Source organism: Streptomyces sp. NPDC007157 (assembly GCF_040634235.1).
Taxonomy (GTDB): domain Bacteria; phylum Actinomycetota; class Actinomycetes; order Streptomycetales; family Streptomycetaceae; genus Streptomyces.
This window is the reverse complement of the sequence record NZ_JBEYFE010000007.1, coordinates 313,596-336,298: the sequence shown is the minus strand read 5'-3', so window position 1 is coordinate 336,298 and position 22,703 is coordinate 313,596. Positions and strand designations below refer to the sequence as shown.

The window sequence follows — 22,703 nt, the reverse complement described above, 5'->3', positions numbered from 1 at the left end:
GATCATGGTTAAAATCCGACACATGGGGTGACGGCTACTGTGGTTAGGCTGGCATCGGCCAGGTTCCCTGCGTGACGGTGGCTACTGGTGACGGTGAGAAAACGACAGGGCACATCACGCGAGATCGCGGACATCGGCTTCGCTCCCGCCGTCGGCACACCTGCCGGCATCGAAATCATCTCTCTGGCCGACCTGCGGGAGCGGGCCGCCGTCCACATGGGCGAAGGACGGCTGCAGGCACCGCAGCGACCCACGTTCCACCACCTGATCACCCTCTCCAGCGGCTCGTTGTGGCACACGGTGGACTTCACCGGCTACGCCCTCGAACCGGGCTCCTGGCTCAGGATCCGGCCTGGTCAGGTGCAGCAGTGGGGTGATCTGAACGACGCCGAGGGCACCCTGGTCCTCTTCGAGGGCGACTTCCTGGACCCGGCCACCGTGGCCGCAGCGCGGATCGACGATCTCTACGCCCCCACGCTCCAGGTTCCCGGTCCCGAGGAAAGTCACGCGCTGGAGATGGCCGTGGACCATCTGGCACTGGAGTTCCAGACGTTGCGTGGCATCTCCCTGGAAGCGCACGTGGCGGTGTTGCGCCACCTGCTGGCAGTCCTCGTGCTGCGCCTTTCGCAGCGCACCGCGCCCGTCGGCGGCCCGGCACCGGACCTAGGAGAGACATTCCTCCGCTTCCGTGACGCGGTCGAACGCGACTTCACCCGCACCCGCCGCCTGGAGGACTACGCCCGAGCTCTGGGCTACTCACCCCGCACCCTCTCCAGGGCCGCGCTGACCGGAGCCGGGGTGGGCGCGAAGGAGTTCATCGACCAGCGGGTCGTCCTGGAAGCCAAGCGCCTCCTGGCGCACGGCAATCAATCAGCCGCCCGTGTCGCGGCGCAACTGGGCTTCACCAGCGCCACCAACTTCAGCAAGTTCTTCCACCAGCGCACCGGCCAGACTCCGATCGCCTTCCGCGCGACCGTCCGCGGCCGCTCCTCGGAGGATGGCGGAAGCGAAGCGCCCGACGCCAGGCGACCTGGGCGGTGAGCGTCGCTCCCGGGAGCGGGGCCAAGAGACAAAGGCCCACAGAGCCCGCCCACCGACAGGCCCGTGTGCATCGGCACCAGGGTGACGTCGAGGATCGCCGCTCAGAAGACGGCTTCGGCGATGAACGACGCAGCGTCCGGCCAGTCGGGGGGGGCGGACTCAACCGCGGCGTGGTCGATCGGCCGCCGGTCCCCGCACGAGGCGGGCCAGGCGGGCCATTTCCGACTACGAAACCAGCGAGCAGGGGCGACGCACACCGTCGGCGGCCGGGGAAGACGCCGGCATCGGCCGGGCCGACGCCGTCAAAACTATGCTCAGAAGCTTGTCGTCACCGGATGCGCAGACGACCCCCCATGGTCAAAATCCGACTGCGGGGCGATTCCCTCAGGGGAGAAGAGCAAGATTTCGCGTGAAGTCCTGCATGTCAGGCAGATGCCATGCAAAACGCCCGGCCGAACTTCTCCGGCCGGGCGTTCCGCGGTGACGACTCGGCAGCCCCACGCCTGCCGTGTCACCGTGCGGCTAGCGCAGCGTGGTGTTGCCTTCGCCGCCGACGACGACAGGGGCACCCTTCACCGGCGTGGCCTCGCCGGGAAGCCAGCCATCCGGCTTCGCGCCGGGCACCTCGACGACGGACGGCTCGTCGTCCGTGACGGGGCCGCCCTCGACGACCGGGAGGTCTCGCAGCTTCTTGGCGGTGCCCGGCTTGATGTGGTGCGGGTGCGGGTTGCCGGGCGCTTCGGAGACCGTGCTGCCGTCATGCTTGGTGGTACTGCCGCCGGTCGAGGCCGCAGCGGCAACCCCACCCGAGGCGAGCAGTGCGGCCAGTACGCCGGCCATCACGGCACCCTGACGACGCGAGATGCCGTTCCTGCGCACCTTCATGTGATCAACTCCTTCGCAGGCGGAGGGAGACAGGGGTACCGACGTCCGGCCCCCGTTCCCTCGGGATCGAGAACGAGGCAACTCTCGCCCGGGCCTGCTGAAGATCCGCTGAACGTTCTGAAGATCTCCTTCAACACCTGATGTCTCAGGCCCGATGCCTGGCGTCGAAGTCGACGGAGTGGGCGGTCAGCTCGCCCAGTAGCTCGATCAGCGTGCGGGTCGCGTCCTCGCTGAGGAGTGAACGTGCAGCGTTGTCCCGGATCGCGTCTCGGCATCGCCACCCAGCACTATTCGAGTCAGCCCCGCTGCATACTCGCCTCTCCGGCCGTGATCGTGTTGTGCGCGCCACAAGCGCAACAGATGGAGCGGGGAACCACGGTGAAAGCCACCGAGGCCGGCGAGGCCACCCATGGGCCGTCCGCCCAGGTCAGCACGCGAACCGCCCCCAAATGCTCGCAGCTCTCAAGCTGAGAGCGCGAGTTCGATTCTCGTCACCCGCTCCATGGAGAAGGCCCAGGTCAGAGACCCGGGCTTTTTTGCTGTCCATGATGATCAGTTGTCGCGTGCCAGATTCGTGCCAGAAGGTTTGTCGGGTGCTCTGCGCGCGGCAGCGGCCCGCGCCTTACGGACCGTGGCGTCCAACCCGGTGGCGACCTCCTCCTGCCGCTCGTCGTCGGAGTGCTGATAGATCAGCGCCGCTTTCTCGGAGGACTGCCCGGCCCGGACCATGGTGTCCTTGAGCGTGGCGCCGGAGCGCGTGGACAGCGTGTGTCCCGTTGCCGTAGATCGTAGAACCGGAAGCCCTCGGACATGGCGACGACGGGCCCGCCGCTGGACGAGAGGCATCCTGCGCGGATCGCCCCTGGCGGACGACGCGGCACTGATCGTGAGCGAGCTGAGCACGAACGCGCTCCTGCACACAAGCAGCGGCGGGGAACGCGGGAGCTTCCACCTGGCCCTGGCGGTGGCACCGCAGGTGATCGCGCTGTCGGTCACGGACGACGGAGGAGGGGGCGGCGGTCCAAAGGTCGAGCACCAGGACCAGGATGCCGAGCACGGCCGGGGGCTAGGCATGGTCAGCGCCCTCGCGCACAGGGTCGTCGTGCAGGGCGCCGGCGGAGGCTACACCGTCACCGCGGAACTCTTCGTGAACGCCAGGGGCTGGACCTCAGGCATGCTCGCCTGCATGAGTGCCTACAGCAGCGACCAGGACCTGAACGTCACCGATGCCACCGGGAACGGCGTCGAGTTGGACGTGGCAACCAACCTGCTGAACGGCACCGTACGGCTTTCAGTGCTCTGGACCCATGAGATCTACCTACGCCCGGATGACGCCGAACGCGTCGCCCACGCCCTGCTACGAGCTGCCGAACACGGCCGACGCATCGCCGAACATCGAAGCTCAGGACCGGACAGCAGTACCGCTGCCAGCCAGTGAGTTGCAACTTTCTCTACTGGTTCAAGCCCCGGCTGCGCTCCGCTCCGCCGGGCGCGCTCCCGGCTCCGCGCCGGGCGCCGCTCCGGCCTCCGGCCCGCTCCGCCCGCGCTGCGCCGACGCGCGCCCACGAGGCCAGAGCCGAGCCGGGTCATGCGTCGATCACCGTAGAGAGCCGCTACGGTCACAGGCAGCCTCCGGCGGGGGCGCTCAGGCTCCGAGATGGCGGGGGCGCCGTTCGCGAGTGCCGGCGGACAGTGGCGTGCGTGGGGTGCTCCCATCCCGCCTGCCATCGACCCAGGCAGTTGACAGGATGGGAGCTGAGGTGAGTGGTGGGCTGGAGAAGTCATCTGGCTGGGCGTTGGTTCGGCTGTCGCCACGAAGAACCCCGCCTGCGATCATTCGGGCATGACCTACGATCTTGCCGTTTGGGAGGGAGAGCCCCCGCTCGACGACAGCCAAGCGGGCTCCGTCTACGACGAGCTGTATGAGCGCTACTTGGAGTCGGAGGACGTTGCCGTACCACCGACTGCGCGTATCAAGAGGTACGTAGAGGCACTCATCGAGCGCTATCCCGAAGATGATCACGACGGCTACAAGAGTCCCTGGGCGTCCCCACCATTGATCTCAGAGGCGTCCGGACCCATGGTGTACCTGCTGATGTCCTACAGCCAGGCCGAGGAAGTCTCGGAATTCGCTGCCCAACTGGCCCGGGGGCACAAATTGGTCTGTTTTGATCCGCAGGGGGAGGACCTGCGGCCTTGAAATTCGCTGGCGGAAGCGCGACCGCAACCCGGGGCGGGTCGGCGCGGTACAGCAGCGAAGTACAGCAACCGCCGCGGCCGACGACGGCCGTCGGTACCCTCCACCCCCCGTTCGGCAGCCTGTATGGCCATTGATGACCGATCTCTGTAGAGCTACGGATCAGAAGGCGGCCCGGGGACCACCCACGAACATTATTCAGCAGCTTAGATGGATGAGAGGGGGATTCGCAGGACGCGGTGCAACTGGGCGGAGCTCTCCACGTCGAAGCCCAGACGCGCGTCGTGCAAGGATCCGCTGTGCCGGCTGATCAGGTCCAGGTCGCGGAGCTGACGGTGCAACTCGGAGGCGAACACCTCGTCAGGGGCGTCGGTATCGGTGTCCTCCCTGTTCCAGCGATCGTCGACAGCCTCGATGGCACGGCTGCTCACCACCGAGGCCAGATCGCCTGTACCGAACAGGTAGACCGCCGCAGCGTAGAGCACTGCAGCCGCCGCCGGCTCGTCGGCGTCACCAGGACCGTCCTGCCCGTCGTTGTGGCAGTACTCGCTCAGGAGGTATTCGCCCATCCCATGCTTGACCTCTCCGAACGCCGCCGAATTACCCAACGCGGCCTCCCAGAGTGCGTTGAGCAGCGGTCGAAGGCTGAGGGTGTACTCCGCCTGCTCATCGGCTGACAGAGCCTCCTGAGCCCGCATCAATCGCTCCGCCACGCCCACAACGAACACGACGCGTTCATCGACGGATGCACGGGTCAACCGGCTTGCCACTTCGGCCTCCAACTCCTGCCAAGTCGCCATCCACAAGCCTCCGTCCTCAGTCCGATCACCTGACGACGACCCTAGACGCACCGTTATCGAGTATTGGACAGCGGGAACGCGCACCACATCCGCACCAGATCGAGCAGGGAACAACGGGGACCCACGGTTAAAGAGTCTCGCCCCACGAGCCGCACCCCGACCGTTCGCCCAGGTCAGCGGCCGAACCATCCGCGAATGCCCGCAGCTTCCCAAGCTGATGGCCCGGCAACTCAGTATGGCCGCGGAATCTCATGCTCGCTCAACGCAGCCTCGTACCGCGACAGCAGAGCATCTAGGTTCGTCAGAAGTAGGCCGGCGGAGTCCGGAGCTTCATCCAGTTCGCCTCGCTCGCATGCCTCCATCACCTCAGCCACGTCGCTGCGGAGGATGTGAAGGGAGTCGCCCTGCACCAGGACCCCGGGGAACCGTCTGCCTGGCAGGCGAACCACTGCTTCGTTGCCACCATCTGTGAAAAGCTCGGCCTCAATGCGCTCCATCGGATCATCCAACCCGACATCACCTGCTGACATGAACGACGATGGACACAGGCGGCCTTGAGCGATCACGCACGCCTTATCGGCAGGACCGCGTGGGCCGTATGAGAGCCGCTCGATCGAACTCCTGAAGCGGATGTCGAACAGGACGCGGACGGCGAGAAGTCGACTACCAACGGCGTTGGGCATCGGTATGATCCCACTTGGCAGCTGCGCCGCCTGAGCCACTACGTCGTGCCCACACCACTTCGTACACCCTGGCCAAGGTCCTCAGTGGATCGCGCAACACTGGTTGACGCTCAGTGCAGGCAGGGTGTGGGTAACTGCCGGTTCGGAAACTGATGGTCAAGCATTCAACCAGAAAGCGTGCCGCGCGGCGTCGTCAGGCAACGGAGGACGTGCCGTACTCCGTTGCTCGCAGGACAAGCGAACCCTCGCTCGTCATCGAACCACGAGACTCGCTCCACCACCCCTACATCGGCTCCGTGGCCGACCATTGGGCCAACTCTGGCATTCCCGTCATTGGTTGGCGGGCCGGCGGATCGGGCGTGGACCGTTGGGGCGGGATCTGGTTCGACGAGGACTTCCGCGACGACCACGGCTGTGTGTTCCACCAGCTGTACTGGAGCCCCCGTGTCTACTCGCCGTCTGACCGCAGCGGCTGGGAGATGCATCTGATCCCCGCCGGACGCGAACAGGAAGAAACTAAGTACCACCTACCCAATCGTTTCGACCTCGCTCGGCGTGTCTTCGTCCCCTCCCCGCAGCAACTCTTGTCGGACCTGATGGTCTTCATCAACGGCGGTGACACATCGCCCCGCACGTCCCGGACTCTCATCGAGACAGCTTCGTACCGGCTCGACGAAAACGGCATCATCCCGCAGCTGGAGAAGTACGTCAGCAAGGTGGAACAACGGACGGGCGTAGCCCAGTGCTGCCTGGCAGGGATGTGCGATGCGGAAGGACCGGTGCTCTACAGTGCCATCGGCTGAAAGACGCACACGGTGCATCGATGGGTCCACCGCACTCGGCTGGATCACGGCGCTCACGGGGCTCATTGCTGTAATCACCGCAGCACTGCTCGCGTGGAATGGTGCCGCTGGGGCTGCTGCAACAGTCGCTGCAATCGGCAGTGGGTCGTCCCTCGTGGGCAGCATCCACGTCAGGGTTACCGTCCGGAGAGGACTTCCGCGCGGTAACCAGCCGAGCACGTATGACGCCGTTGACCGACCCCTGTAGACCCTTGGCATAGGCGGTCGCCGCACCTCTCGGCTCCCGACGCCACGGGAGCCTTGAGCGCGGCACCCACTCACACGCCCTCGCGCGCGTCCGATCTTCAGTCGCACGGCCATGACGTGCTGCGCGGCTGGTCCTGCCTGGCGATGATCAGGAGCAGGCGGGCACCCCCGTCGGTGGTCCGAGGCGATTCCGCAGTGAGCGTCCCCCCGTGGGCAGTCGCGATGTCGCGGGCGATGGCGAGGCCGAGACCGGTACCTCCCTCGCTGCGGGTACGGGCGTTGTCCAGACGCGTGAAGCGGTCGAAGACCCGCTCCCGGTCGGGTTCGGGGATGCCCCGGCCGTCGTCGCTCACCTCGACGACCAGGTCGTGCTCCGTGTGCCGCACCTGAACCGTCACCGTGCTGTGTGCGTGGCGCAGAGCGTTGTCGAGGAGGTTCGTGAAGAGGCGGGCGAGTGCCGTACGACTGCCCAGAACCGTCTCATCGGGGTCGGAGTCCGCCACGAGGACGACAGGTTGACCGGGGTAGCGCTCGGCGAGGACCCGTCGCAAGAGGTCGGTCATGCACAAGGGTTGGAGTTTCAGGGGCTGGCGGGCATCCAGGCGGGCAAGGAGCAGCAGGTCGGCGACGATGTCCTCAAGACGTGTGGTGTCGCGCAGCGCCTCGCTGCCGACCGCGGTCCACTCAGCCCGGTCGGGACGGGCCAGGGCCAGCTCCAGACGGGCCTTCAGGGTGGTGAGGGGTCCACGCAGTTCGTGCGAGGCGTCCGAGGTGAAGGTCCGCAGGCGGCCGACGGCGCGCTGGAGTTGATCGAGAGTGCCGTTCATCGTCTCCGCCAGCGATGCGACCTCGTCGTCGGAGTCGGGGACGGGGACGCGCCGCTGGAGACTGTGGGCGGTGATGTCGGCGAACTCGGCACGGATGTTCTCCACCGGTCGCAGTGCCCGGCCCATGGCGTACCACGCCAGGTAGGCGACCAGCAGGACCAGCAGGGCGGTACAGGGGACCAGGGCCCAGGTCAGAGTGATGACGGCGGTATGCGCGGGAGCACGGTTCGCAAACGCCTGTACCAGGATCGGTCCCGTGGGCGTGCCCACACTGGCACTGGCACCCTCGTCTGCCGACGCGGTGGACGACGCATCGGCAGGGGGCGCGGTGTCCAGGATGATGTCCGGCAGGGCGGCCTGTACGTCGGCCGGAGGTGTTCCTGAGCCGAGTTGGTGGGCTGCCATGTCGACGTGGTCACGAGCCGCGTTCTGGGCGGAGGTGACCAGGTTGGTGTGGACGGCGTAGAGCAGGACCACCGAGCAGGCGGCGAGGGCGAGGCTGGCGACCAGTGCGACGGCGGCGGTGGCACGGACGCGCACGGTCTGCGGCCGCAGCCGCAGGCGCCGACGGTGTCCGCGGTCATGCTCCGTCGGAGCGGAGCAGGTAGGCCCCGCCGGGCACGGTTTGGATACTGGCCCGGCCGAAGGGACGGTCGATCTTCCGGCGAAGAGCACTGACGTTGACCTCCACGATGTTGGGGCCGCCCTCGTAGGCTCTGTCCCAGACCCGGTCCAGGATGGCGGCCTTGCTGATGGCGATGTCCGGCGTTGCCGCGAGCAGCGCGAGGACATCGAACTCTCGAGGGGTGAGGGCGATGTCCGTGCCTGCGCGGCGGCAGCGGCGGGCTCCCGTGTCGATCTCCAGGTCCCCGAAGTGCTGGACGATCTGTCGCTCCGGGCGCGCGCGACGTATCAGGGCGTGCAGCCGGGCGTTGAGGACGACGAAAGAGAAGGGCTTCGTCAGATAGTCGTCGGCACCGGTCTCCAGCCCCTCCGCTTCGTCGTACTCACCGTCTTTCGCCGTCAGCATCAGGATCGGGGTGTTGTCGCCGATCGAACGCAGGTGGGCGCACACCTTGTAGCCGTTCAGGCCCGGCATCATGACGTCGAGAATGATCACGTCGTAGGTGTCCGCCGCCGCCTTGTCGAGACCGTCAAGACCGTCGCTCGCGGCGTCCACCGCGAACCCCTCCGCGCGAAGGCCCTGTTGGAGCAGCTCCACGAGACGGGCGTCGTCGTCCATCACCAGCACACGCATGCCCTCTACCTTGCCCGACCGGTCGCGCCAGGCGCTGAAGAGGATCTTCAGGACGTTCAGCGTCCCTTCAGCCGGCGGATCGGACTGCCCGCGCGACCGGGTGGTGACCCCATCGTCTACCGGGTCGCCCAGGTGCCGATCGTGTTCGGCGACAGACCCAGGTCGGCGGCGGCTCCGTTGGTGAGCCCGGAGCCGATCAGACGGGTGACCGCCGGCTCGGTATTGGTCAGTGCCTGCCACCCCGGCCCGGGGCCTGCCGCTCCCGTCGCCCACTGTGCCCGTCGAACTCCCGCCCCGCGAAGGACCTCTTGAACGGACAGCATCGAAGCAGCCCACCACGATCAACTCGCCACAGCCGAGCGCGCCGTCGGCCCGCTGTTCGGTGACCGGTCGCCGGGTGTGCTGCGAGCCACCCCAGTGGTGAACGAAAACCAGGGACGGGCGCTGGTTGCTGAGCGGGCGGCCGGGCACCAGGTAGCCCGGCCCGGATGCTCAGGCGGTGGTACCGAGGGGGTTGAGGACGGCCATGCGCCAGGTGCCGTCCTGACCACGGCGGGCGACATTGGCAGTGGTGCCGGTGGCCTTCATCCGGTTGCCGTCGGGACCGGTGATCTCGAGGGTCCACTCCTCGCTGATGAACGCGATGTCGTCACCGGCCACGATGCGCGACGGGCCGTTGGACAGCTGGGCGTTGCCGGCGATCGACCCGGCCGTGTAGTCGAGCAGCGCCTGACCGGTGACGGTCTTACCGCTGACGGTACGCATGACCGCACCGGGCGCGAGCAGGCTCAGGACCTCGTCAAGATTCCCGGAGTTCATGGCCTTCTCGAAGGCCGGGGGGAGCTGCGCCGGGTCGGTGATGGGAGTCGGCATGGTGGGTCCTCTCAGAATTGGATGGTGTGCAGATCGTTGAAATAGCGGGTGCTGCGACCTGCGTGTGAAGGTCCGCCAGGATGCTCTGCGGGCAGCAGCGCCGTGCCGGCCGCCGCCGCAGGTTCCACGCATGAGGGTGTGGGACCGTCAGGCATACCGGCGAAGGAAGCCGGTCAACGCCGGGTTGACCTGGTCGGGGTGAGTGAGGTTCGGCGTGTGTCCGGCCCCGGTCACGGTGACCAACTCCTCGGCACCGGGGATCTTCCCGGCCAGCGCCTGGCCCAACGGATACGGGATCGGCTGGTCCGCGTCGCCGTGGACGACCAAGGCAGGCACTGTGATCCCACCGAGCCGGTCGGTGATGTCGTCAACCCCCATCAGTACCTGCACCGCGTCGGCGAGCCGTTCACGCGGCTGCGTCCGCCACTTGGCCAGCCACTGATCGTGGATCGCAGGCCGGCCCAGCAGCATCCCCAGCAATACCGGGGCCACTGTCTCCGGACCCGCGCCGCGGAATCCCTCCGACACACCACGCATCTGCGCCAGCGCCTCGAGCGGCCAGGAGACCGAGGTCGTGTCGATCAGAGCCAGGGCCTTGACCCGCTCAGGCGCCAGCAAAGCGGCCCGCATCGACAGAAAGCCGCCCTGCGAATGCCCCACCAGCGCCGCCTGTTGCACGCCCAGGTGATCCAGCAGCCCGATCAGGTCGGCGGCCGAGTCCCAGTAGGTGTAGGTCTTGCCGTCGTCCTCGGTCCGGCCGTGCAGCCGCTCGTCCCACACGACGACCCGGAAGTCCCCGGCCAGGACCTGGATCTGAGGCACCCACATGTCACGGTCCATGAGGTTGCCGTGGCTGAAGACCACGACCGGGCCCTCACCACCACTGTCCTCGAAGTAGAGGCGGGCACCGTTGACGTCTGTGTAGGGCATGGTTGTTTTCTCCTTTCCTCCCGGCCTCACCAGACAGTCAGAAGCTTGACCGGAAGCGGATAACGCGCTGACTGCGTGCTTAAACAATGCGCGATGCGTGCTGCGCGGGCGAGGTATGCAAGGGACGCGCCATGGTCGAAAATGGACTCGCCGATCCGTTCAAGGCGTGCGCTTCGGAGAGCCCTGGCTCGGCGCAGTCTCCGCCCCACGGCCCAGATGCCTCTGGCTGTCCCAGCGGTCGGGGTTGTCAGCGCTGCGTGGCGCGGAATGCCCCGGGAGTGGCACCCACCGTCCGCTCGAAGAACTTCCCGAAGTTGGTGGGCTCCGTGAAGCCCAGCATGCGCCCGACGGACGCGACGGGCAGCCCGGTATGTACCAGCAGCCGCTTGGCCTCCAGGGCGACACGGTCGTCGATGAGATCCTTCGCGGTACGGCCCGTAGCGGCCAGACAGGCTCGCGTAAGCGTCCGCGGCGAGTAACCGAGGTGCGCGGCGTACTCGGCAGCACGGCGCCTCGTGGCGAACGCGCGCTCCAGCTCGCCGCGGAAGACCCGGAACACCTCGCCCCCCGCCGCAGGATTCCATTCACCAGGATGCGGCAGCCGGGCAATGCGCACCAGCAGCGCAGCAAGAAGCTGCCTCAGCAACTCCACAGTGAGTTCCGTCTGTGAAGCGTCCCGTTCGGCCAGCGTGGCGTATTCCGCCGCAATCTCGGCCACCGCCACCGACATGGCCCGGTACTCCACCGCGGACAGTGAGAAAGCGGCAGGACTGAGCCCCTCGTCGATGACGGCCGCGCCGGCAGGCACCGGCGGTGGAAAGGCAGGCGTGAACACCACCAAGGTCGCGTCGAGATCCGCGATGCCCCCTTGAGGATCCGCGGGGAAACGCTGCACCTGGCCAGGACGCAAATGCAGCAGGGTCCCCGGAGCGCACGGGTAAGCCACAAAGTCGATCAACGCGGTACCCTCACCGCGGGTGACCAGGGTCAACTGATGGAAGTCCGGACGACTGGGAGCCACCGCGACAGACGGCAGCAGCCGCTCACGCAGCGTCGCGAAGGACAGAACCTCCAGCCCCAGCCGGGGCTGATCCGGGTTGTAATAGCTGACGTCGACAACATCCGGGCTTCCCATACCAGCCATCCACCAATGATCGCAGTTGCGGCTGACCACACCGGCGACGAGCTTCCTTCGCCCCGGACCCACTGACCACGGGCCCGGCGCAAGCCTTTGCGCGGCCGCCTTCCGCTTGCCGGTCGGCGGCCACGTCGGCACGGCGCGCTCAACACCACATCGTGCCGCACCGGGAACACAGCCCACCCGTCCAAGACGCCGCTCTGCGTGGGTAGATGCCGCCGATCACCATCATGGGAACCACCAGGGCCGAGCACGGCACCTCGGTGATCTGTCCGAGGGTGGCGCCACCCAGGCTGTTGACACAGATCACCGTGCCCGCAGCCAGGCCGGCCACCTGACCGGTATCGGTTTCCGCGGCGTGCGTCACGCAGCGGTCGGCGCCGCCCCCGCATCGTGGACCTCGCTCCCTGGAACGCAGGACGGGACGACGAGACCAACGGGCTCGAACACCGCATGTTCGGGGCCAACCGCGAACTGTGCGCCTCCCACATGACCGCCACTCTCGACGCAGCCGTGAAAGCCCTCGCCGAAGAACTCGGCGCCGCTCCCGACGACATCGGTTCCCGCATCGCGACCGCCCCGGCTTTCCTTGGCGGGATGCCGACGCTCAAGGGCCCGGGACGCGGTGCCGGGTCAACACAGGCGCGGAGCCAGGCACACGGGATGCCCGGCTCCGCGTCTCCTTCGTCACAGCTGCCCGCCGGCAAACGGCCACGGAACCCGGCCGCAGCCGTCGCGAGACGTCGTCAGTCCGGACGCACCGGGGCGGCGACCAGCTCGTCCAGCCCGGGGAACGGGTTGTCCGGCCGGTGCTTGCGGTACACGATGTCGACGAACGACAACGGCGCCCACTTCGACGGCTGCTCGTCGATCTGATGGACCAACTGCGCATGGATCTTGTTCCGCAGATCCAGATACGGAAACGCCTCGTGCGCCGCGTCCAGTACCGCCCGGTCCACCTCCTCGATACCGAAAGCGAACATGTCGGCACCGATACCGAAGTGCGCGAGAGCACCGACCAGATGCTTGTGGGGCGCGATCCCCGGTGAGGTGTGCAGCGCCACCGCATCCCAGATCTGGTCGGCGGCGACATCGGACAGCCCGTGCTCCCGGGCGAATCGAGCGGCCCGGAACGCACCGTCCACCTCGAACCGGTTCGGACCCTGCCCCGCGTCGGTCAGACCGATGTCGTGCAGCACCGTGGCGAGAAAAAGCGTCTCGTCGTCGTAGTCCACCCCCGCAACCAGGCTCCTGGCGGCGGCGATGCTACGCGCATAGAAGTAGCTGCGGACAGTGTGGTTGAGCAGCCATTCCGGAGAGTGCTCGGCAGTGAAGGCAGCAGCGGCCTCCGTGGCCGCCGTACGCGGCCACCCTCCGATCTCCTCCGGCAGATTCTCGAGCACGCTCACTTGACCTCAGCCTCCAGCGCCAGGTGCTCGGCCATGACCACCTCGGCCGGGCGCACCTCACCCACGACGTTGGTCTGCTCGAAGTAGGTGTACCAGCCGGAGCTCTCGACACCGTTCAGGAACACGTCGGCCACTTCCCTCGAAGGGGCCTGCCAGACCGCGAACCAGTCATAGGACGCGGAATGCGCGGCCGGTTCCACCCTGCCCCAGCCGAGCGTCACGAATCCGATGTCCGCGAGCTGCTTCATGGCTTCCTGAATCCCCGTGAACAGGTCGTTCCGCGCCTCCTCGGCGGCGGCGAAGAACGCGGGCTTCGGTGTCCACGTCTCGACGACTACGTACATGGTGCGCATCTCCTCACTAATCGCGATCGGCGTGATGCGACCAGCCTAGGAAGACCGAGGGCCACCGTACGATGGCCAGATGGACAGTAATCCCAAAGATCCGGCCAAGGTCGCAGTGGTGGTGCAGCCGGGCTACGTCCTGCTGGACGTAGCCGTTCCCCAGCAGGTGTTCGGCCGCTGGCCGGACTGGGTGACCGCCTGCTGGCCCGGCGGCGCCCCCTACGAGCTGACCTTGGTGAGTGCGATTCCCGCGGGAAACTCGCTGGTTCCACGCGAGGTCGAGCCGCTCGACCGGCTGGACACGGCGGACACCGTGATCGTCGCCGGAGTGCAGGACCCCACCGAGTCTCCGGACGCCGAACTGGTCGAACGACTGCGTGACGCATACGACCGGGGCAGCCGGATGGTGTCGATCTGCACGGGCGCCTTCGCCCTGGCGGCGGCCGGGATCCTGGACGGCCGCAGCGCCACCACCCACTGGCGCTGGGCCGACCTGCTGCGAGACCGCCACCCGTCGGTCAAGGTCCGCGAAGCGGAGCTCTACGTCGAGGACGCCGGCGTCTTCACCTCCGCGGGTGTCCTCGCCGGAACCGACCTGTGCCTGCATCTCCTGCGGCTCGACCATGGTCAGGCCGCCGCGAACACGATGGCCCGCTTCCTGGTCAGCCCGCCCCACCGCGAAGGAGGACAGGCCCAGTTCATCGAGCACATCCCGCCCGACGGCGACTCCGAGATCACCGACGTGATCGCCTGGATCCTGGAAAACCTCGACGAGCCGCTCTCCCTGGAGTCGGTCAGCCGGCACAGCCACATGAGCACACGAACCCTGCGCCGCAGATTCCGGGCCGTGACCGGAACGAGCGTCATGAACTGGGTGGCCATGCAACGCGTAGCCCGCGCGCGCGAACTCCTCGAGACCACTCGCCTCGGCATCGACGACATCGCCCACCGATGCGGCTTCGGCTCCGCGGAGTCATTGCGAATCCACTTCACCGCGATGACCAGGACCAGCCCGTCGAGTTACCGCCGCACCTTCGCATCCTGATGCCGTTGTCCGGCGGTCGCAGCCACGGGGGCGCCACTTTGAGCACCTTCGGTCACGGATCAGGGCCCACGGGACGTCGACGCGCCGACGGGCGAGGGCGAGCTCTGCTTGGAGGTGCTTCTTCCCTCCGACGCGTCTGCGGTCGTAGAAACTTCCGCGAGCTCGGGTCATAGCGGACGCTGACCAGCGCGCAGGTGTAGAAGACACGCTGGAGCCTTCGGTGGTAGACAGCGGCCGGTGAGGGTTGCCGCCAGCCTTGCCCGGACTGCCGCACAGGGCCGAGGTGCGCGATCATGCCCGTTCGAGCCGTACAGGCCACGAGTCTTCTCGACGCCCTACCGTGAAACGCTCTTCCTGCCCTGGACACTGCCGGGGCGGACGAGCGCCTGGGTCGACGGACTCTCTGACCGCGCGGTCCGGCCTTCGCCGTCAGGCGGCCTGGCGCTGGAAGGTGCGGCGGTAGGCCGTGGGGGTATTGCCGACGGTGTCACGGAATCGGGCGCGCATGTTGGCGCCGCTGCCGAGTCCGCACCGGACGGCGATCTGCTCCACCTGGAGGTCGGTGGCCTCCAGGAGTTCTCGCGCGCGGTTGATACGGGCGGTCAGGAGCCATTGGTGGGGGCTGACGCCGGTTTCCTGGCGCCACAGGCGGGTCAGGGTGCGCGGGGAGACGCCGGCATGGTCGGCGAGGTGGGGGATGGTGAGGTCTTCTTCGAGGTGGAGCAGGGCCCATTCACGGGTGTCGGCGAGCGTGGTGGCCTGGGGGGTGGGGAGGGTCCTGTTGATGTACTGGGCCTGTCCGCCGTCGCGGTGCGGTGCGGCGACGATGTCCCTGGCGATGTCGTTCGCGACGGCCGCGCCGAGGTCTTTGCGGACCAGGTGCAGACACAGGTCGATGCCGGCTGTGAAGCCCGCGGAGGTCAGGATGGTGTCGTTGTCGATGTAGAGGACGTTGCGGTCGACGCGCAGCCGAGGGTAGAGCTCTTCGAGGTCATCCGCCTTGGCCCAGTGGGTGGTGACGGTGCGGCCGTCGAGCAGTCCGGCCGAGGCGACGGCGAAGGCGCCGGTGCAGATGGAAGCGATGCGTATCCCGGCGCGGCCGGCGAGCTTGAGAGCGGCCCGCACCCGTGGACGCGGAGGGCGCCGGAAGTCCTCGAAGCCCGGGACGATGATCGTGTCCGCTTCGGCGAGCGCCTCGAGACCCGCGGTCAGCCCGAGGGTGAAACCGGAGCTCGTGGTCACGGCCTCCTCGGTGTCGCCGCACACGGTCAGCTCATAGGGGGTGTTCGGACGGGCGTTGAAGATCTGCGTGGGGATCCCCAGATCCATGGGCAGCACCCCGTCGACCGCCAGGACCATGACCCGGTGCTTGTTCATGGCCGCAATATTACGTCCGACACCAGTGTCACAGGGAAGGCCAAGGAGCCATCGTGCCTCACCCTGGAAATGCTCCCGAGACAAAACACCTGATCAAGTCGCTGATCGTGTGACCGGAAAGCAGGGGCTCACTTGCGGGACATGGCCCAAAAGATGCGCATGCTGGCAGATGAGCCGTGTCCAGGAAGGGATGTTCCGGAGCAGGATCGAAGAGCGAGCGCGGGGCAGCCGACTCCACACACCGGTGGAGTGGTCCGAGAGCCCCGGCCGCGGACGAGGAGCCGGCGATGACTTCGCAGCCTGTGGTGGGCCGTTTCTTCGACGTGCGGGGCGGCCAGGTGTACGCCCACGTCCGCGAGGGTGACGGCCCGGCGCTGGTCTTCCTGCACTACTGGGGAGGCTCACGGCGCACCTGGATCCCGGTGCTGCAGCGGCTGGATCCCGGGCAGGGCTTCGTGGCCTACGACCAGCGCGGCTGGGGCGACTCCACGAGCGTGCCGGGACCTTATGACCTGGAGCAGCTCGCCGACGACGCGCAGCGGGTCGTCGACGCGCTCGGACACTCCCGCTATGTGCTGGTCGGGCATTCCATGGGCGGCAAGGTGGCCCAGCTGCCGGCCGCACGCAAGCCCGCCGGTCTGAGCGGAGTCGTCCTCGTGGCGCCCGCGCCACCCGCGCCGATCGGGGTGACCGAGCAGGTACAGGAGACGGTGTCCCACGCCTACGACAACGAGGAGGCGGTTCTTCAGAGCATCGACCTGATGCTGACCCGCGGCGGGCTGACTCCCGAGCTGCGCCGACAGGTGGTCGAGGACAGTCTGCGCGGCGGCGACGAGGCCCGACTCGAGTGGCCGCGCCGGGGCCTGGTCCAGGACGTGTCGGCCGGCGTCTCGGCCATCGAGGTGCCGGTGCTGGTTCTCGCGGGCGGCCACGACAAGGTCGACCCGCCGATCGTACTCGCCGACCACCTGCTGCCACTGATCCCGACCGCCACGCTGACGGTCCTGAAGGACACCGGCCACCTCTCCCCCCTCGAGGTGCCCGACCAGGTCGCCGCGCACATCGGCGCGTTCCTCGCCCAGCTGTAAGCGCAGCACTCCAGCCGCACATCCCCCGTGTGGCGATCGGCTGTCACGCCACCTGCCGTCCAGCCGCACCCCCCATACCCGGCACGCGTGAACGTGCCGCCCGGCCACCGTGCCGATCCGCCCCGGACCGGGGCCCAAAAGAAGGAGACACATCATGACCACCGACGCACACCTGGCCGTCTTCGAGCAGCTCGACCTCCCCGACACGAGCCTCACCCGGGACACATTCGCCTTTGCGGCACAGGCCACGCCTGCCTTCATCCACGATCACTGCGTCCGCAGCTACGTCTTCGCCCGCGCCCATGCCCAGAACCAGGGTCTGCGCGCCGGTACGGACTACGACGACGAGCTGCTGTTCGTCGCTTGCGTCCTGCACGACTTGGGACTGAGCGAGGAGGGCAGCAACGGCGACCAGCGTTTCGAGGTCGACGGCGCCGACCTCGCAGCGGCATTCCTCAGCGAGCGCGGTGTCGAGGAACGGCGTGTCGCCGTCGTCTGGGACGCCATCGCTCTGCACACCTCGGACGGCATCGCCTCGCGGAAGGGCACGGAGGTGGCGCTGGCCCAGGCGGGTATCGCCACCGACATCCTCGGAATCCAGCGTGAGAGCCTTCCGGCCGGCCTCGCCGACGAAGTGCACGCCCTGCTGCCGCGTCAGGACCTGGCCCACGGGTTCAGCGACCTCATCATCACCCAGGGCGTGGCCAAGCCCCAGAAGGCGTCCCCGACGACCTTCATCGGCGACCTGGTGCGTCGCCACCTGCCTTACGGCGCCTATCCCACCTGGTACGACCTGATCGATGCGGCCGGCTGGGGCGACAAGCCGGTCGGCGTCACCGCCCGGCGCCGTGCCGAGACGCCCCAGCAGGTGGGGACCTTGTACATGGAGTACCTGGAGGCCGGCGACGTCGAGGGTCTGGTGTCGCTCTACGAGCCGAACGCCCACTTCGTCCCCACTCCCGGAACCCACCTGGTCGGCACGGACGCCATCCGCGAGGCCATGCGGCAGATGGTCGACAGCGGTGCCCGCCTCAAGCTCGAACCGCGCGAGATCCGACAGGTCGACGACGTCGCCCTGGTCTCGAACATCGCCACCCTCACCGGGGTCGGCCCTGAGCCGGTGGTCTCCACCACCACCGAGATCCTCCGACGCCAGCCGGACGGCGGCTGGGTTCACGTCGTGGACGACCCCTTCTTCAGCTGACGGCGTCGGGCGGCCTGGGCACGGATGCGCAGGCCGCCCGCCCCTCCAGGACTTGGCGGGCACCTGATCAATGTTCAGGATGCTGTGAGGGATGTACGTTGCAGGCCAACCGCGTCCCCGCCTCATCGCCCGGCGACCCAGCCCCCTATACCTGCTGAGGAGTTCCTCAATGCCGGGCACTCAATGAGCTCGTTCAGAGTGGCCACCGATCGGGTGATGGTCACCCAATGGTCAATCGGCATCCGCCTGACCAGCCGATTGGGCAGGCCCCATGAAGAAACTCACTGATCCACGCTGCTCATCCGCCCGGTCCGGTCACCGTGATTGGGCGTACTGCCGGTTCGAGCGGCGACAAGCTCCGCTGTTGCGCGTCGAGGGCGACGCGGATACCGACCGGCATCGGCAGCTTGGCGCCGACGTGTCCGAACTCGGCGTCGCCCAGGACCGGGATGTCACGGTCGCCGAGGACGTCGAGGACGATCTCGGGCAGGGTCGGGGAGGTGTCGGGCAAGTCGAGTCCGTCGATCGCGTACGGAACGCCCACGACCATGCCGGAGAGCCGATCGAGGATGCCGCAGTACCTGGAGATAGCTCCACACATGCGCTGCCTGGCTGCCCGGCTTCTCCCAGAACACGTCAGCAGGACCGGGACCACGTGTCGCGGTCCGGGCCCTGCCCCGTGCGGTGCCGCCCTGCGGTGGCGATGCGTCAGCTCTGTGCGGTGTTGTCGCCCGTCTGCCCGGCGCCCTCGGCTGTGCCTGTCTTCTCGCGCATTTTGCGCACCAACTCCGCCTTCTGGTCGGCGGCACCCTGGCGGTCGAGGTTGCGGTGCGGACCGTTGTTCTGCCGTTCGGCGCGGGACAGCTTCTTGCGCTGGCCGCCGCCCATGCCCACGGGGTTGTTGATGTTCTTGCTCACGGGTTCTCCCGGAATGTTGTGAAGTGATCTACGGATTCATCGGTGGGGGACGGGCACGGCGACGTCGAAGGACGTCAGCAGGGGCCCGTCACGCTCTCACTCGTAAATCGGCGTCTGGAAGAACATGAGCAAGACGTTACCTGGTCCCGTCGGCTCCGCATACCAAGTTTTTCGCCGTCCCGGCGTCGGCCGGGCCTTCGGTGTGCGCCCAGGGGCAGCCGCTTCCTTCCAGACCCAGCGGGGGCTCGGCCGCCTCGGCGGCTTCGCCGCCCCACTTCAGGGTCTCGTCCAGCGCGCCGAGGTGGATGGGAAGCGGGCGGAAGACCTCCTGACGCATGTCGTCGCGGACCGTGACGCCGGTGGCCGGGGCCTGATCGCGCCACCAGTCCTGCACGACGTCGCGAACGGGGCCGGCCTGCGGCCCGCTGCTCAGCGCTCGCCGTACGGCGTCCGCCGCGTTTCGCCGAACCACGCTCGCGCCGCAGCGGGCGCCACCGTGCCGGCCACGTGAACCAGTCCTCGGCGGCGTAGGGCCCGCACCCATACTCCGCTCCCAGAAGTCGCTCCACGAAGATCCTAGAAGGGCAAGTGGTCATCGGCTCGAACGGCGGCGGCCTGGCCTATATGTGAACCTCCTCCCGGCTGACCCGGTCACCTTCTACGACTGCATCGGCGACGTCGCTTGCGCGGACGTCGGCAACGGCTCATTCACATCACCGTGGGACCAGGCACGCTGGACCCACGGTGACCGCACCGCAGTTCATCAGGGCCGGCAGGACGGCCGGACGTTGAGCAGCTCGGTCCGCAGCACGGGCGTGCCGTCGACAGGCGCCGGGTCCTGCGTAGTTGGCTCGATACCACCAGCAGCGATCTTGTCGAGCGTCTTCAGGCCGGCGGCACCGACGGTGCCGAACACCGTGTAATTGGGTCGCAGCGCGGAGTCGCCGTAGACGACGAAGAACTGCGAACCGTTCGTGTTCGGACCGGCGTTGGCCATCGCCAGCAAACCGCGCCCGTAAAGGCGACGGACGCCGGTCGGATCGCTCGGTGCCGGCGGCAGGTCCACCGGCAGCTCGTCCTTGTACTCGTACCCCGGCCCACCCTCGCCGGTGCCGGTCGGGTCGCCACACTGCAGGACCTTCAGCGTCGGATACGCCGTCAGCCGATGGCACACCGTACGGTCGTAGAACCGGTGCCGCGCCAGGTGCACGAAGCTCTGGACCGTGCACGGCGCCTTCGCCCGGTCCAGACTCAGCGGGAGTGGGCCCTGGCTGGTCCGGACAGCCATACCGACCGTGCCGTGACTGGGGGTGTGCCACGGGTCGGGCGGCAGGGGAACCCGCCGCGCCGCCGGCTCGTCCGGGGTCTGGGTGTACTGGCAAGGACCGTGCGTGGTTCGCGGCGGGGCATCGTAAGCGGAGGCGGTGGTGCTGCCCCCGGACACGACCAACGCTGCTGCCGCCAATGCGGTCATGAGAGCTCGGTTCATCCTGCACACCCTCCAAAAGATCGCCAGATTTCGGAGCCGTCGCAGTCTAAGGCGCGGCCCGGCGGGCGAGAACCCGCCCGCTAGCCATATCCGCCTCCCAGCCTTCGGCCCGCTGCCGCAGGCCACTTCGCTCGGATGCGGCACAGCGACTAAGACTTGTCCCGCAACCGCTGGTCGGGGCGAAATGGTGTATCCGCAGGGAGGGTCTCTCAGTTGGCGGCCACGGCGATGCCCAGGAGTTGTTGGTGGAGTCCGGGGCGGGCGAACAGTGCGGCTCCGGTGTCGGTCCGGTGCTGGCCGGTGAGGTCGCTGAAGGTGCCGCCGGCTTCTTGCACGATGGGGATCAGCGGGGCGATGTCCCAGGGGCCGGCTCCCAGGAGGAGGAAGGCGTCCAGTTGACCGGTCGCGACCAGGAGGGCGCCGTGGCAGGTGCCTGACCCGGTGGACGGTTTGCGGGGCGCCGGCGCGATGGGAACCGCTGCAGTCCAGTCGAGCGACGGTCGGACCCGCGAGACGCCCCGGGCCAGTCTCGCGGCCACGGCGCGTTCCTGCTGGTTCAGTCTGGCCGGAGGCGGCCAGATGCCGACCGCCGCGTCCTGGGCACTTCCGCCTTGGGAGAGGGCCAACCGGTGCGTCGGTGCGGCTGGGTTGGACGGGCATGGACCCGCCCAGGAGCCTGAGTTCGGGCTGGCCCACCACCGGTGGCCAAGGGCCGGGGCGGAGACCATGCCCAGGGTGATGCGGCCGTCCTCTTCGACCGCGATCAGGGTGCTCCACTCCGGTTCGCCGGCAAGGAAGCTCGCTGTACCGTCGATGGCGTCGATGATCCAGCGCCGTCTGCCGTGGCCATGGGCGCCGAACTCCTCACCGATGAACCCGTCGTCGGGATGCTCCAGGCGGATCAAGGAGCGAAGGGTGAGTTCGATCTCCCGGTCGGCGTCAGTGACGGGGCTCCCGTCGCTCTTGATGCGGGATTCGATGGTGGCGGTCGAGAAGTAGCGTCGAGCGATGGCATCCGCCTGGTCGGCGAGGCGGTGCGCCAGTTCCAGGTCTGCCGGGTCCGTCACGAGGCCGCCCTTCCCACCGTGGTCCGCCGTTGAGGCTCCGGACGGAGCGTACAGGCGCGATGCCATTATCGAGCCGTGGCTGCTGTGATCACGGCGTCGGAGCCGTCCTGGATTTCCCCGTTCACCGAACTGAACCCGCGCTGCTTTGCCAAGTTGGTGAGCGCACTACGTCGCAAGGGCGCCGACGGGAGCCGGACGGGCCGACCGTGGAGCCTGCCGTTGGACGACCGCGTCCTGCTGGTCACGGCCTACTGGCGTACGAACTTGACACTGCGCCAGCTCGCCCCGTTGTTCGGCATCTCGCAGTCCGCCGCGGACCGCATAGTCGACCACCTCGTTCCGCTGCTCGCACTCCAGCCCCGGAAGCGATTCCGTAGGGACACCGTGCTCATCGTGGACGGCATCCTGGTGCCCACCCGCGACCACACGGTGGCCGAGCAGTCCAAGAACTATCGGTACTCCACCAACCATCAGGTCGTCGTCGACGCCGACACCCGCCTCGTCGTGATGGTCGGCCGACCACTGCCGGGCAACCGCAACGACTGCAAGGCGTGGGCGGAATCCGGCGCCAAGGCGGCCGTGGGCCAGACGACCACCATCGCCGATGCCGGGTATCCCGGCGCGGGGCTGGTGATGCCGCACCGCCGACGCAACGGTGAGGAGCTCCCCGCTTGGAAAGCGGAACACAACCGCTCACACAAACGTCCGGGCCCGCGTCGAACATGTCTTCGCCCGCATGAAGACCTGGAAGATCCTCCGAGACTGCCGCCTCAAGGGCGAAGGCGTCCATCACGCCATGCTCGGCATCGCACGCCTGCACAACCTCGCCGTCAGCGGATAGAGAGGCGGAGCTCATCGCCGCTGACCGCGCGCACCGCCCTCAAGATCAGTTACGGGACAAGCCTTAGTCCGCGTCATGCAGACCATCGGTCCGCTCACGCGGACCCAACGACATCGCCGAGTCAGGCCGCTCCAAGAGACACCTCCTAGCTGCCAACTGCACTGTGTTTGGGGAGGGGTGTGCGTGGGGTGCACGTTTCGCCCGGGCGTCTGTCGGCGTGATCCGGTCGTCTCGGGGCGC

General features: G+C 67.9%; 23 protein-coding genes and 4 pseudogenes. 8 read left to right on the top strand and 19 right to left on the bottom strand.

What is annotated here, in order from left to right:
- The first annotated feature begins 87 nt into the window (after positions 1 to 87).
- On the top strand, positions 88 to 1,041 hold the full coding sequence (locus ABZ642_RS16195) for an AraC family transcriptional regulator (protein ID WP_360483311.1): 954 nt from the start codon (positions 88 to 90) through the stop codon (positions 1,039 to 1,041).
- A gap of 522 nt (positions 1,042 to 1,563) precedes the next feature.
- Here ABZ642_RS16195 and ABZ642_RS16190 read toward each other — a convergent pair.
- Both ABZ642_RS16190 and ABZ642_RS16185 read right to left on the bottom strand, forming a co-directional pair.
- Complete coding sequence (locus tag ABZ642_RS16190; protein ID WP_360483308.1) at positions 1,564 to 1,926, bottom strand: hypothetical protein; 363 nt, start codon at positions 1,924 to 1,926, stop codon at positions 1,564 to 1,566.
- Between the two features lie 552 nt (positions 1,927 to 2,478).
- Positions 2,479 to 2,747: pseudogene (locus tag ABZ642_RS16185) on the bottom strand (site-specific integrase); the annotation flags it as partial.
- 23 nt (positions 2,748 to 2,770) lie between these two features.
- Here ABZ642_RS16185 and ABZ642_RS16180 point away from each other — a divergent pair.
- Both ABZ642_RS16180 and ABZ642_RS16175 read left to right on the top strand, forming a co-directional pair.
- Positions 2,771 to 3,085: pseudogene (locus tag ABZ642_RS16180) on the top strand (ATP-binding protein); the annotation flags it as partial.
- Between the two features lie 684 nt (positions 3,086 to 3,769).
- The gene (locus tag ABZ642_RS16175) at positions 3,770 to 4,126 is read left to right on the top strand and encodes a hypothetical protein (RefSeq protein ID WP_360483305.1); all 357 of its coding nucleotides are present in this window, start codon (positions 3,770 to 3,772) and stop codon (positions 4,124 to 4,126) included.
- A 203-nt stretch (positions 4,127 to 4,329) separates the two neighbouring features.
- On the opposite strand, the gene ABZ642_RS16170 is transcribed toward ABZ642_RS16175, so the two are convergent.
- Positions 4,330 to 4,923, bottom strand: a complete 594-nt coding sequence (locus ABZ642_RS16170) for a hypothetical protein (RefSeq protein ID WP_360483303.1) — start codon at positions 4,921 to 4,923, stop codon at positions 4,330 to 4,332.
- Between the two features lie 230 nt (positions 4,924 to 5,153).
- On the bottom strand, positions 5,154 to 5,606 hold the full coding sequence (locus tag ABZ642_RS16165) for a hypothetical protein (protein WP_360483300.1): 453 nt from the start codon (positions 5,604 to 5,606) through the stop codon (positions 5,154 to 5,156).
- Between the two features lie 296 nt (positions 5,607 to 5,902).
- Here ABZ642_RS16165 and ABZ642_RS16160 point away from each other — a divergent pair, with 296 nt between their 5' ends.
- Positions 5,903 to 6,409: a hypothetical protein gene (locus tag ABZ642_RS16160; RefSeq protein ID WP_360483297.1), complete on the top strand. Its 507-nt coding sequence runs from the start codon at positions 5,903 to 5,905 to the stop codon at positions 6,407 to 6,409.
- A gap of 344 nt (positions 6,410 to 6,753) precedes the next feature.
- On the opposite strand, the gene ABZ642_RS16155 is transcribed toward ABZ642_RS16160, so the two are convergent.
- The 8 genes from ABZ642_RS16155 to ABZ642_RS16120 all read right to left on the bottom strand — a co-directional run bounded on the left by ABZ642_RS16155 (position 6,754) and on the right by ABZ642_RS16120 (position 13,434).
- Positions 6,754 to 8,022: a HAMP domain-containing sensor histidine kinase gene (locus tag ABZ642_RS16155; protein WP_360483294.1), complete on the bottom strand. Its 1,269-nt coding sequence runs from the start codon at positions 8,020 to 8,022 to the stop codon at positions 6,754 to 6,756.
- 40 nt (positions 8,023 to 8,062) lie between these two features.
- A complete protein-coding gene (locus ABZ642_RS16150) occupies positions 8,063 to 8,740 on the bottom strand; it encodes a response regulator transcription factor (RefSeq protein ID WP_360483291.1) in 678 nt (225 codons plus the stop codon).
- A gap of 116 nt (positions 8,741 to 8,856) precedes the next feature.
- Positions 8,857 to 9,063 (bottom strand): hypothetical protein, encoded by a 207-nt coding sequence (locus tag ABZ642_RS16145; RefSeq protein WP_360483288.1) that lies wholly within the window; start codon positions 9,061 to 9,063, stop codon positions 8,857 to 8,859.
- A gap of 169 nt (positions 9,064 to 9,232) precedes the next feature.
- Positions 9,233 to 9,613 (bottom strand): nuclear transport factor 2 family protein, encoded by a 381-nt coding sequence (locus ABZ642_RS16140; RefSeq protein WP_360483286.1) that lies wholly within the window; start codon positions 9,611 to 9,613, stop codon positions 9,233 to 9,235.
- A gap of 147 nt (positions 9,614 to 9,760) precedes the next feature.
- Positions 9,761 to 10,543 carry an alpha/beta hydrolase gene (locus ABZ642_RS16135; RefSeq protein WP_360483283.1) on the bottom strand — a complete coding sequence of 261 codons (783 nt, stop codon included), beginning with the start codon at positions 10,541 to 10,543 and terminating at the stop codon, positions 9,761 to 9,763.
- 247 nt (positions 10,544 to 10,790) lie between these two features.
- Positions 10,791 to 11,717 (bottom strand): helix-turn-helix transcriptional regulator, encoded by a 927-nt coding sequence (locus ABZ642_RS16130; RefSeq protein ID WP_360483280.1) that lies wholly within the window; start codon positions 11,715 to 11,717, stop codon positions 10,791 to 10,793.
- A 710-nt stretch (positions 11,718 to 12,427) separates the two neighbouring features.
- Positions 12,428 to 13,090: an HD domain-containing protein gene (locus tag ABZ642_RS16125; protein WP_360483277.1), complete on the bottom strand. Its 663-nt coding sequence runs from the start codon at positions 13,088 to 13,090 to the stop codon at positions 12,428 to 12,430.
- Positions 13,087 to 13,434: a DUF6616 family protein gene (locus ABZ642_RS16120; RefSeq protein ID WP_360483274.1), complete on the bottom strand. Its 348-nt coding sequence runs from the start codon at positions 13,432 to 13,434 to the stop codon at positions 13,087 to 13,089. The genes ABZ642_RS16125 and ABZ642_RS16120 overlap by 4 nt, the downstream gene beginning before the upstream one ends.
- 79 nt (positions 13,435 to 13,513) lie before the next feature.
- Between ABZ642_RS16120 and ABZ642_RS16115 the strand changes: the two genes are divergently transcribed.
- Entirely contained in the window at positions 13,514 to 14,479 is a 966-nt protein-coding gene (locus tag ABZ642_RS16115) for a helix-turn-helix domain-containing protein (RefSeq protein ID WP_360483271.1), read from the top strand.
- Positions 14,480 to 14,530: 51 nt separating this feature from the next.
- Here the strand turns inward: ABZ642_RS16115 and ABZ642_RS16110 are convergent.
- Together ABZ642_RS16110 and ABZ642_RS16105 are read right to left on the bottom strand one after the other, a co-directional pair.
- A pseudogene (locus ABZ642_RS16110) lies at positions 14,531 to 14,705 on the bottom strand (IS110 family transposase); the annotation flags it as partial.
- Positions 14,706 to 14,908: 203 nt separating this feature from the next.
- A complete protein-coding gene (locus tag ABZ642_RS16105) occupies positions 14,909 to 15,856 on the bottom strand; it encodes a helix-turn-helix domain-containing protein (protein WP_360483268.1) in 948 nt (315 codons plus the stop codon).
- A 287-nt stretch (positions 15,857 to 16,143) separates the two neighbouring features.
- On the opposite strand from ABZ642_RS16105, the gene ABZ642_RS16100 reads away from it, so the two are divergent.
- Together ABZ642_RS16100 and ABZ642_RS16095 are read left to right on the top strand one after the other, a co-directional pair.
- Entirely contained in the window at positions 16,144 to 16,944 is an 801-nt protein-coding gene (locus ABZ642_RS16100) for an alpha/beta hydrolase (RefSeq protein ID WP_360483265.1), read from the top strand.
- 154 nt (positions 16,945 to 17,098) lie between these two features.
- Entirely contained in the window at positions 17,099 to 18,148 is a 1,050-nt protein-coding gene (locus ABZ642_RS16095) for an SgcJ/EcaC family oxidoreductase (protein ID WP_360483262.1), read from the top strand.
- A gap of 298 nt (positions 18,149 to 18,446) precedes the next feature.
- Here ABZ642_RS16095 and ABZ642_RS16090 read toward each other — a convergent pair whose 3' ends face one another.
- The 5 genes from ABZ642_RS16090 to ABZ642_RS16070 form a co-directional block, all read right to left on the bottom strand.
- Complete coding sequence (locus ABZ642_RS16090; RefSeq protein WP_360483259.1) at positions 18,447 to 18,698, bottom strand: hypothetical protein; 252 nt, start codon at positions 18,696 to 18,698, stop codon at positions 18,447 to 18,449.
- Between the two features lie 158 nt (positions 18,699 to 18,856).
- Positions 18,857 to 19,066: a DUF6243 family protein gene (locus ABZ642_RS16085; protein WP_356278289.1), complete on the bottom strand. Its 210-nt coding sequence runs from the start codon at positions 19,064 to 19,066 to the stop codon at positions 18,857 to 18,859.
- A 136-nt stretch (positions 19,067 to 19,202) separates the two neighbouring features.
- The gene (locus ABZ642_RS16080) at positions 19,203 to 19,538 is read right to left on the bottom strand and encodes a hypothetical protein (RefSeq protein ID WP_360483256.1); all 336 of its coding nucleotides are present in this window, start codon (positions 19,536 to 19,538) and stop codon (positions 19,203 to 19,205) included.
- A 291-nt stretch (positions 19,539 to 19,829) separates the two neighbouring features.
- Positions 19,830 to 20,354, bottom strand: coding sequence for a peptidylprolyl isomerase (locus ABZ642_RS16075; RefSeq protein WP_360483254.1), 525 nt, complete (start codon positions 20,352 to 20,354; stop codon positions 19,830 to 19,832).
- A 410-nt stretch (positions 20,355 to 20,764) separates the two neighbouring features.
- Positions 20,765 to 21,622: an inositol monophosphatase family protein gene (locus ABZ642_RS16070; protein WP_360483251.1), complete on the bottom strand. Its 858-nt coding sequence runs from the start codon at positions 21,620 to 21,622 to the stop codon at positions 20,765 to 20,767.
- Between the two features lie 75 nt (positions 21,623 to 21,697).
- Here ABZ642_RS16070 and ABZ642_RS16065 point away from each other — a divergent pair.
- A pseudogene (locus ABZ642_RS16065) lies at positions 21,698 to 22,463 on the top strand (transposase).
- Positions 22,464 to 22,703: the final 240 nt, after the last annotated feature.

Excerpts from the sequence above, each read along its gene's own strand:
- ABZ642_RS16135 (WP_360483283.1), bottom strand. The coding sequence starts at position 10,543 with ATGCCCTACACAGACGTCAACGGTGCCCGCCTCTACTTCGAGGACAGT.
- ABZ642_RS16170 (WP_360483303.1), bottom strand. The coding sequence starts at position 4,923 with ATGGCGACTTGGCAGGAGTTGGAGGCCGAAGTGGCAAGCCGGTTGACC.
- ABZ642_RS16145 (WP_360483288.1), bottom strand. The coding sequence starts at position 9,063 with ATGCTGTCCGTTCAAGAGGTCCTTCGCGGGGCGGGAGTTCGACGGGCA.
- ABZ642_RS16105 (WP_360483268.1), bottom strand. The coding sequence starts at position 15,856 with ATGAACAAGCACCGGGTCATGGTCCTGGCGGTCGACGGGGTGCTGCCC.
- ABZ642_RS16120 (WP_360483274.1), bottom strand. The coding sequence starts at position 13,434 with ATGTACGTAGTCGTCGAGACGTGGACACCGAAGCCCGCGTTCTTCGCC.
- ABZ642_RS16095 (WP_360483262.1), top strand. The coding sequence starts at position 17,099 with ATGACCACCGACGCACACCTGGCCGTCTTCGAGCAGCTCGACCTCCCC.
- ABZ642_RS16140 (WP_360483286.1), bottom strand. The coding sequence starts at position 9,613 with ATGCCGACTCCCATCACCGACCCGGCGCAGCTCCCCCCGGCCTTCGAG.
- ABZ642_RS16175 (WP_360483305.1), top strand. The coding sequence starts at position 3,770 with ATGACCTACGATCTTGCCGTTTGGGAGGGAGAGCCCCCGCTCGACGAC.
- ABZ642_RS16100 (WP_360483265.1), top strand. The coding sequence starts at position 16,144 with ATGACTTCGCAGCCTGTGGTGGGCCGTTTCTTCGACGTGCGGGGCGGC.
- ABZ642_RS16090 (WP_360483259.1), bottom strand. The coding sequence starts at position 18,698 with ATGGTCGTGGGCGTTCCGTACGCGATCGACGGACTCGACTTGCCCGAC.
- ABZ642_RS16150 (WP_360483291.1), bottom strand. The coding sequence starts at position 8,740 with ATGCGTGTGCTGGTGATGGACGACGACGCCCGTCTCGTGGAGCTGCTC.
- ABZ642_RS16190 (WP_360483308.1), bottom strand. The coding sequence starts at position 1,926 with ATGAAGGTGCGCAGGAACGGCATCTCGCGTCGTCAGGGTGCCGTGATG.
- ABZ642_RS16115 (WP_360483271.1), top strand. The coding sequence starts at position 13,514 with ATGGACAGTAATCCCAAAGATCCGGCCAAGGTCGCAGTGGTGGTGCAG.
- ABZ642_RS16165 (WP_360483300.1), bottom strand. The coding sequence starts at position 5,606 with ATGCCCAACGCCGTTGGTAGTCGACTTCTCGCCGTCCGCGTCCTGTTC.
- ABZ642_RS16075 (WP_360483254.1), bottom strand. The coding sequence starts at position 20,354 with ATGGCTGTCCGGACCAGCCAGGGCCCACTCCCGCTGAGTCTGGACCGG.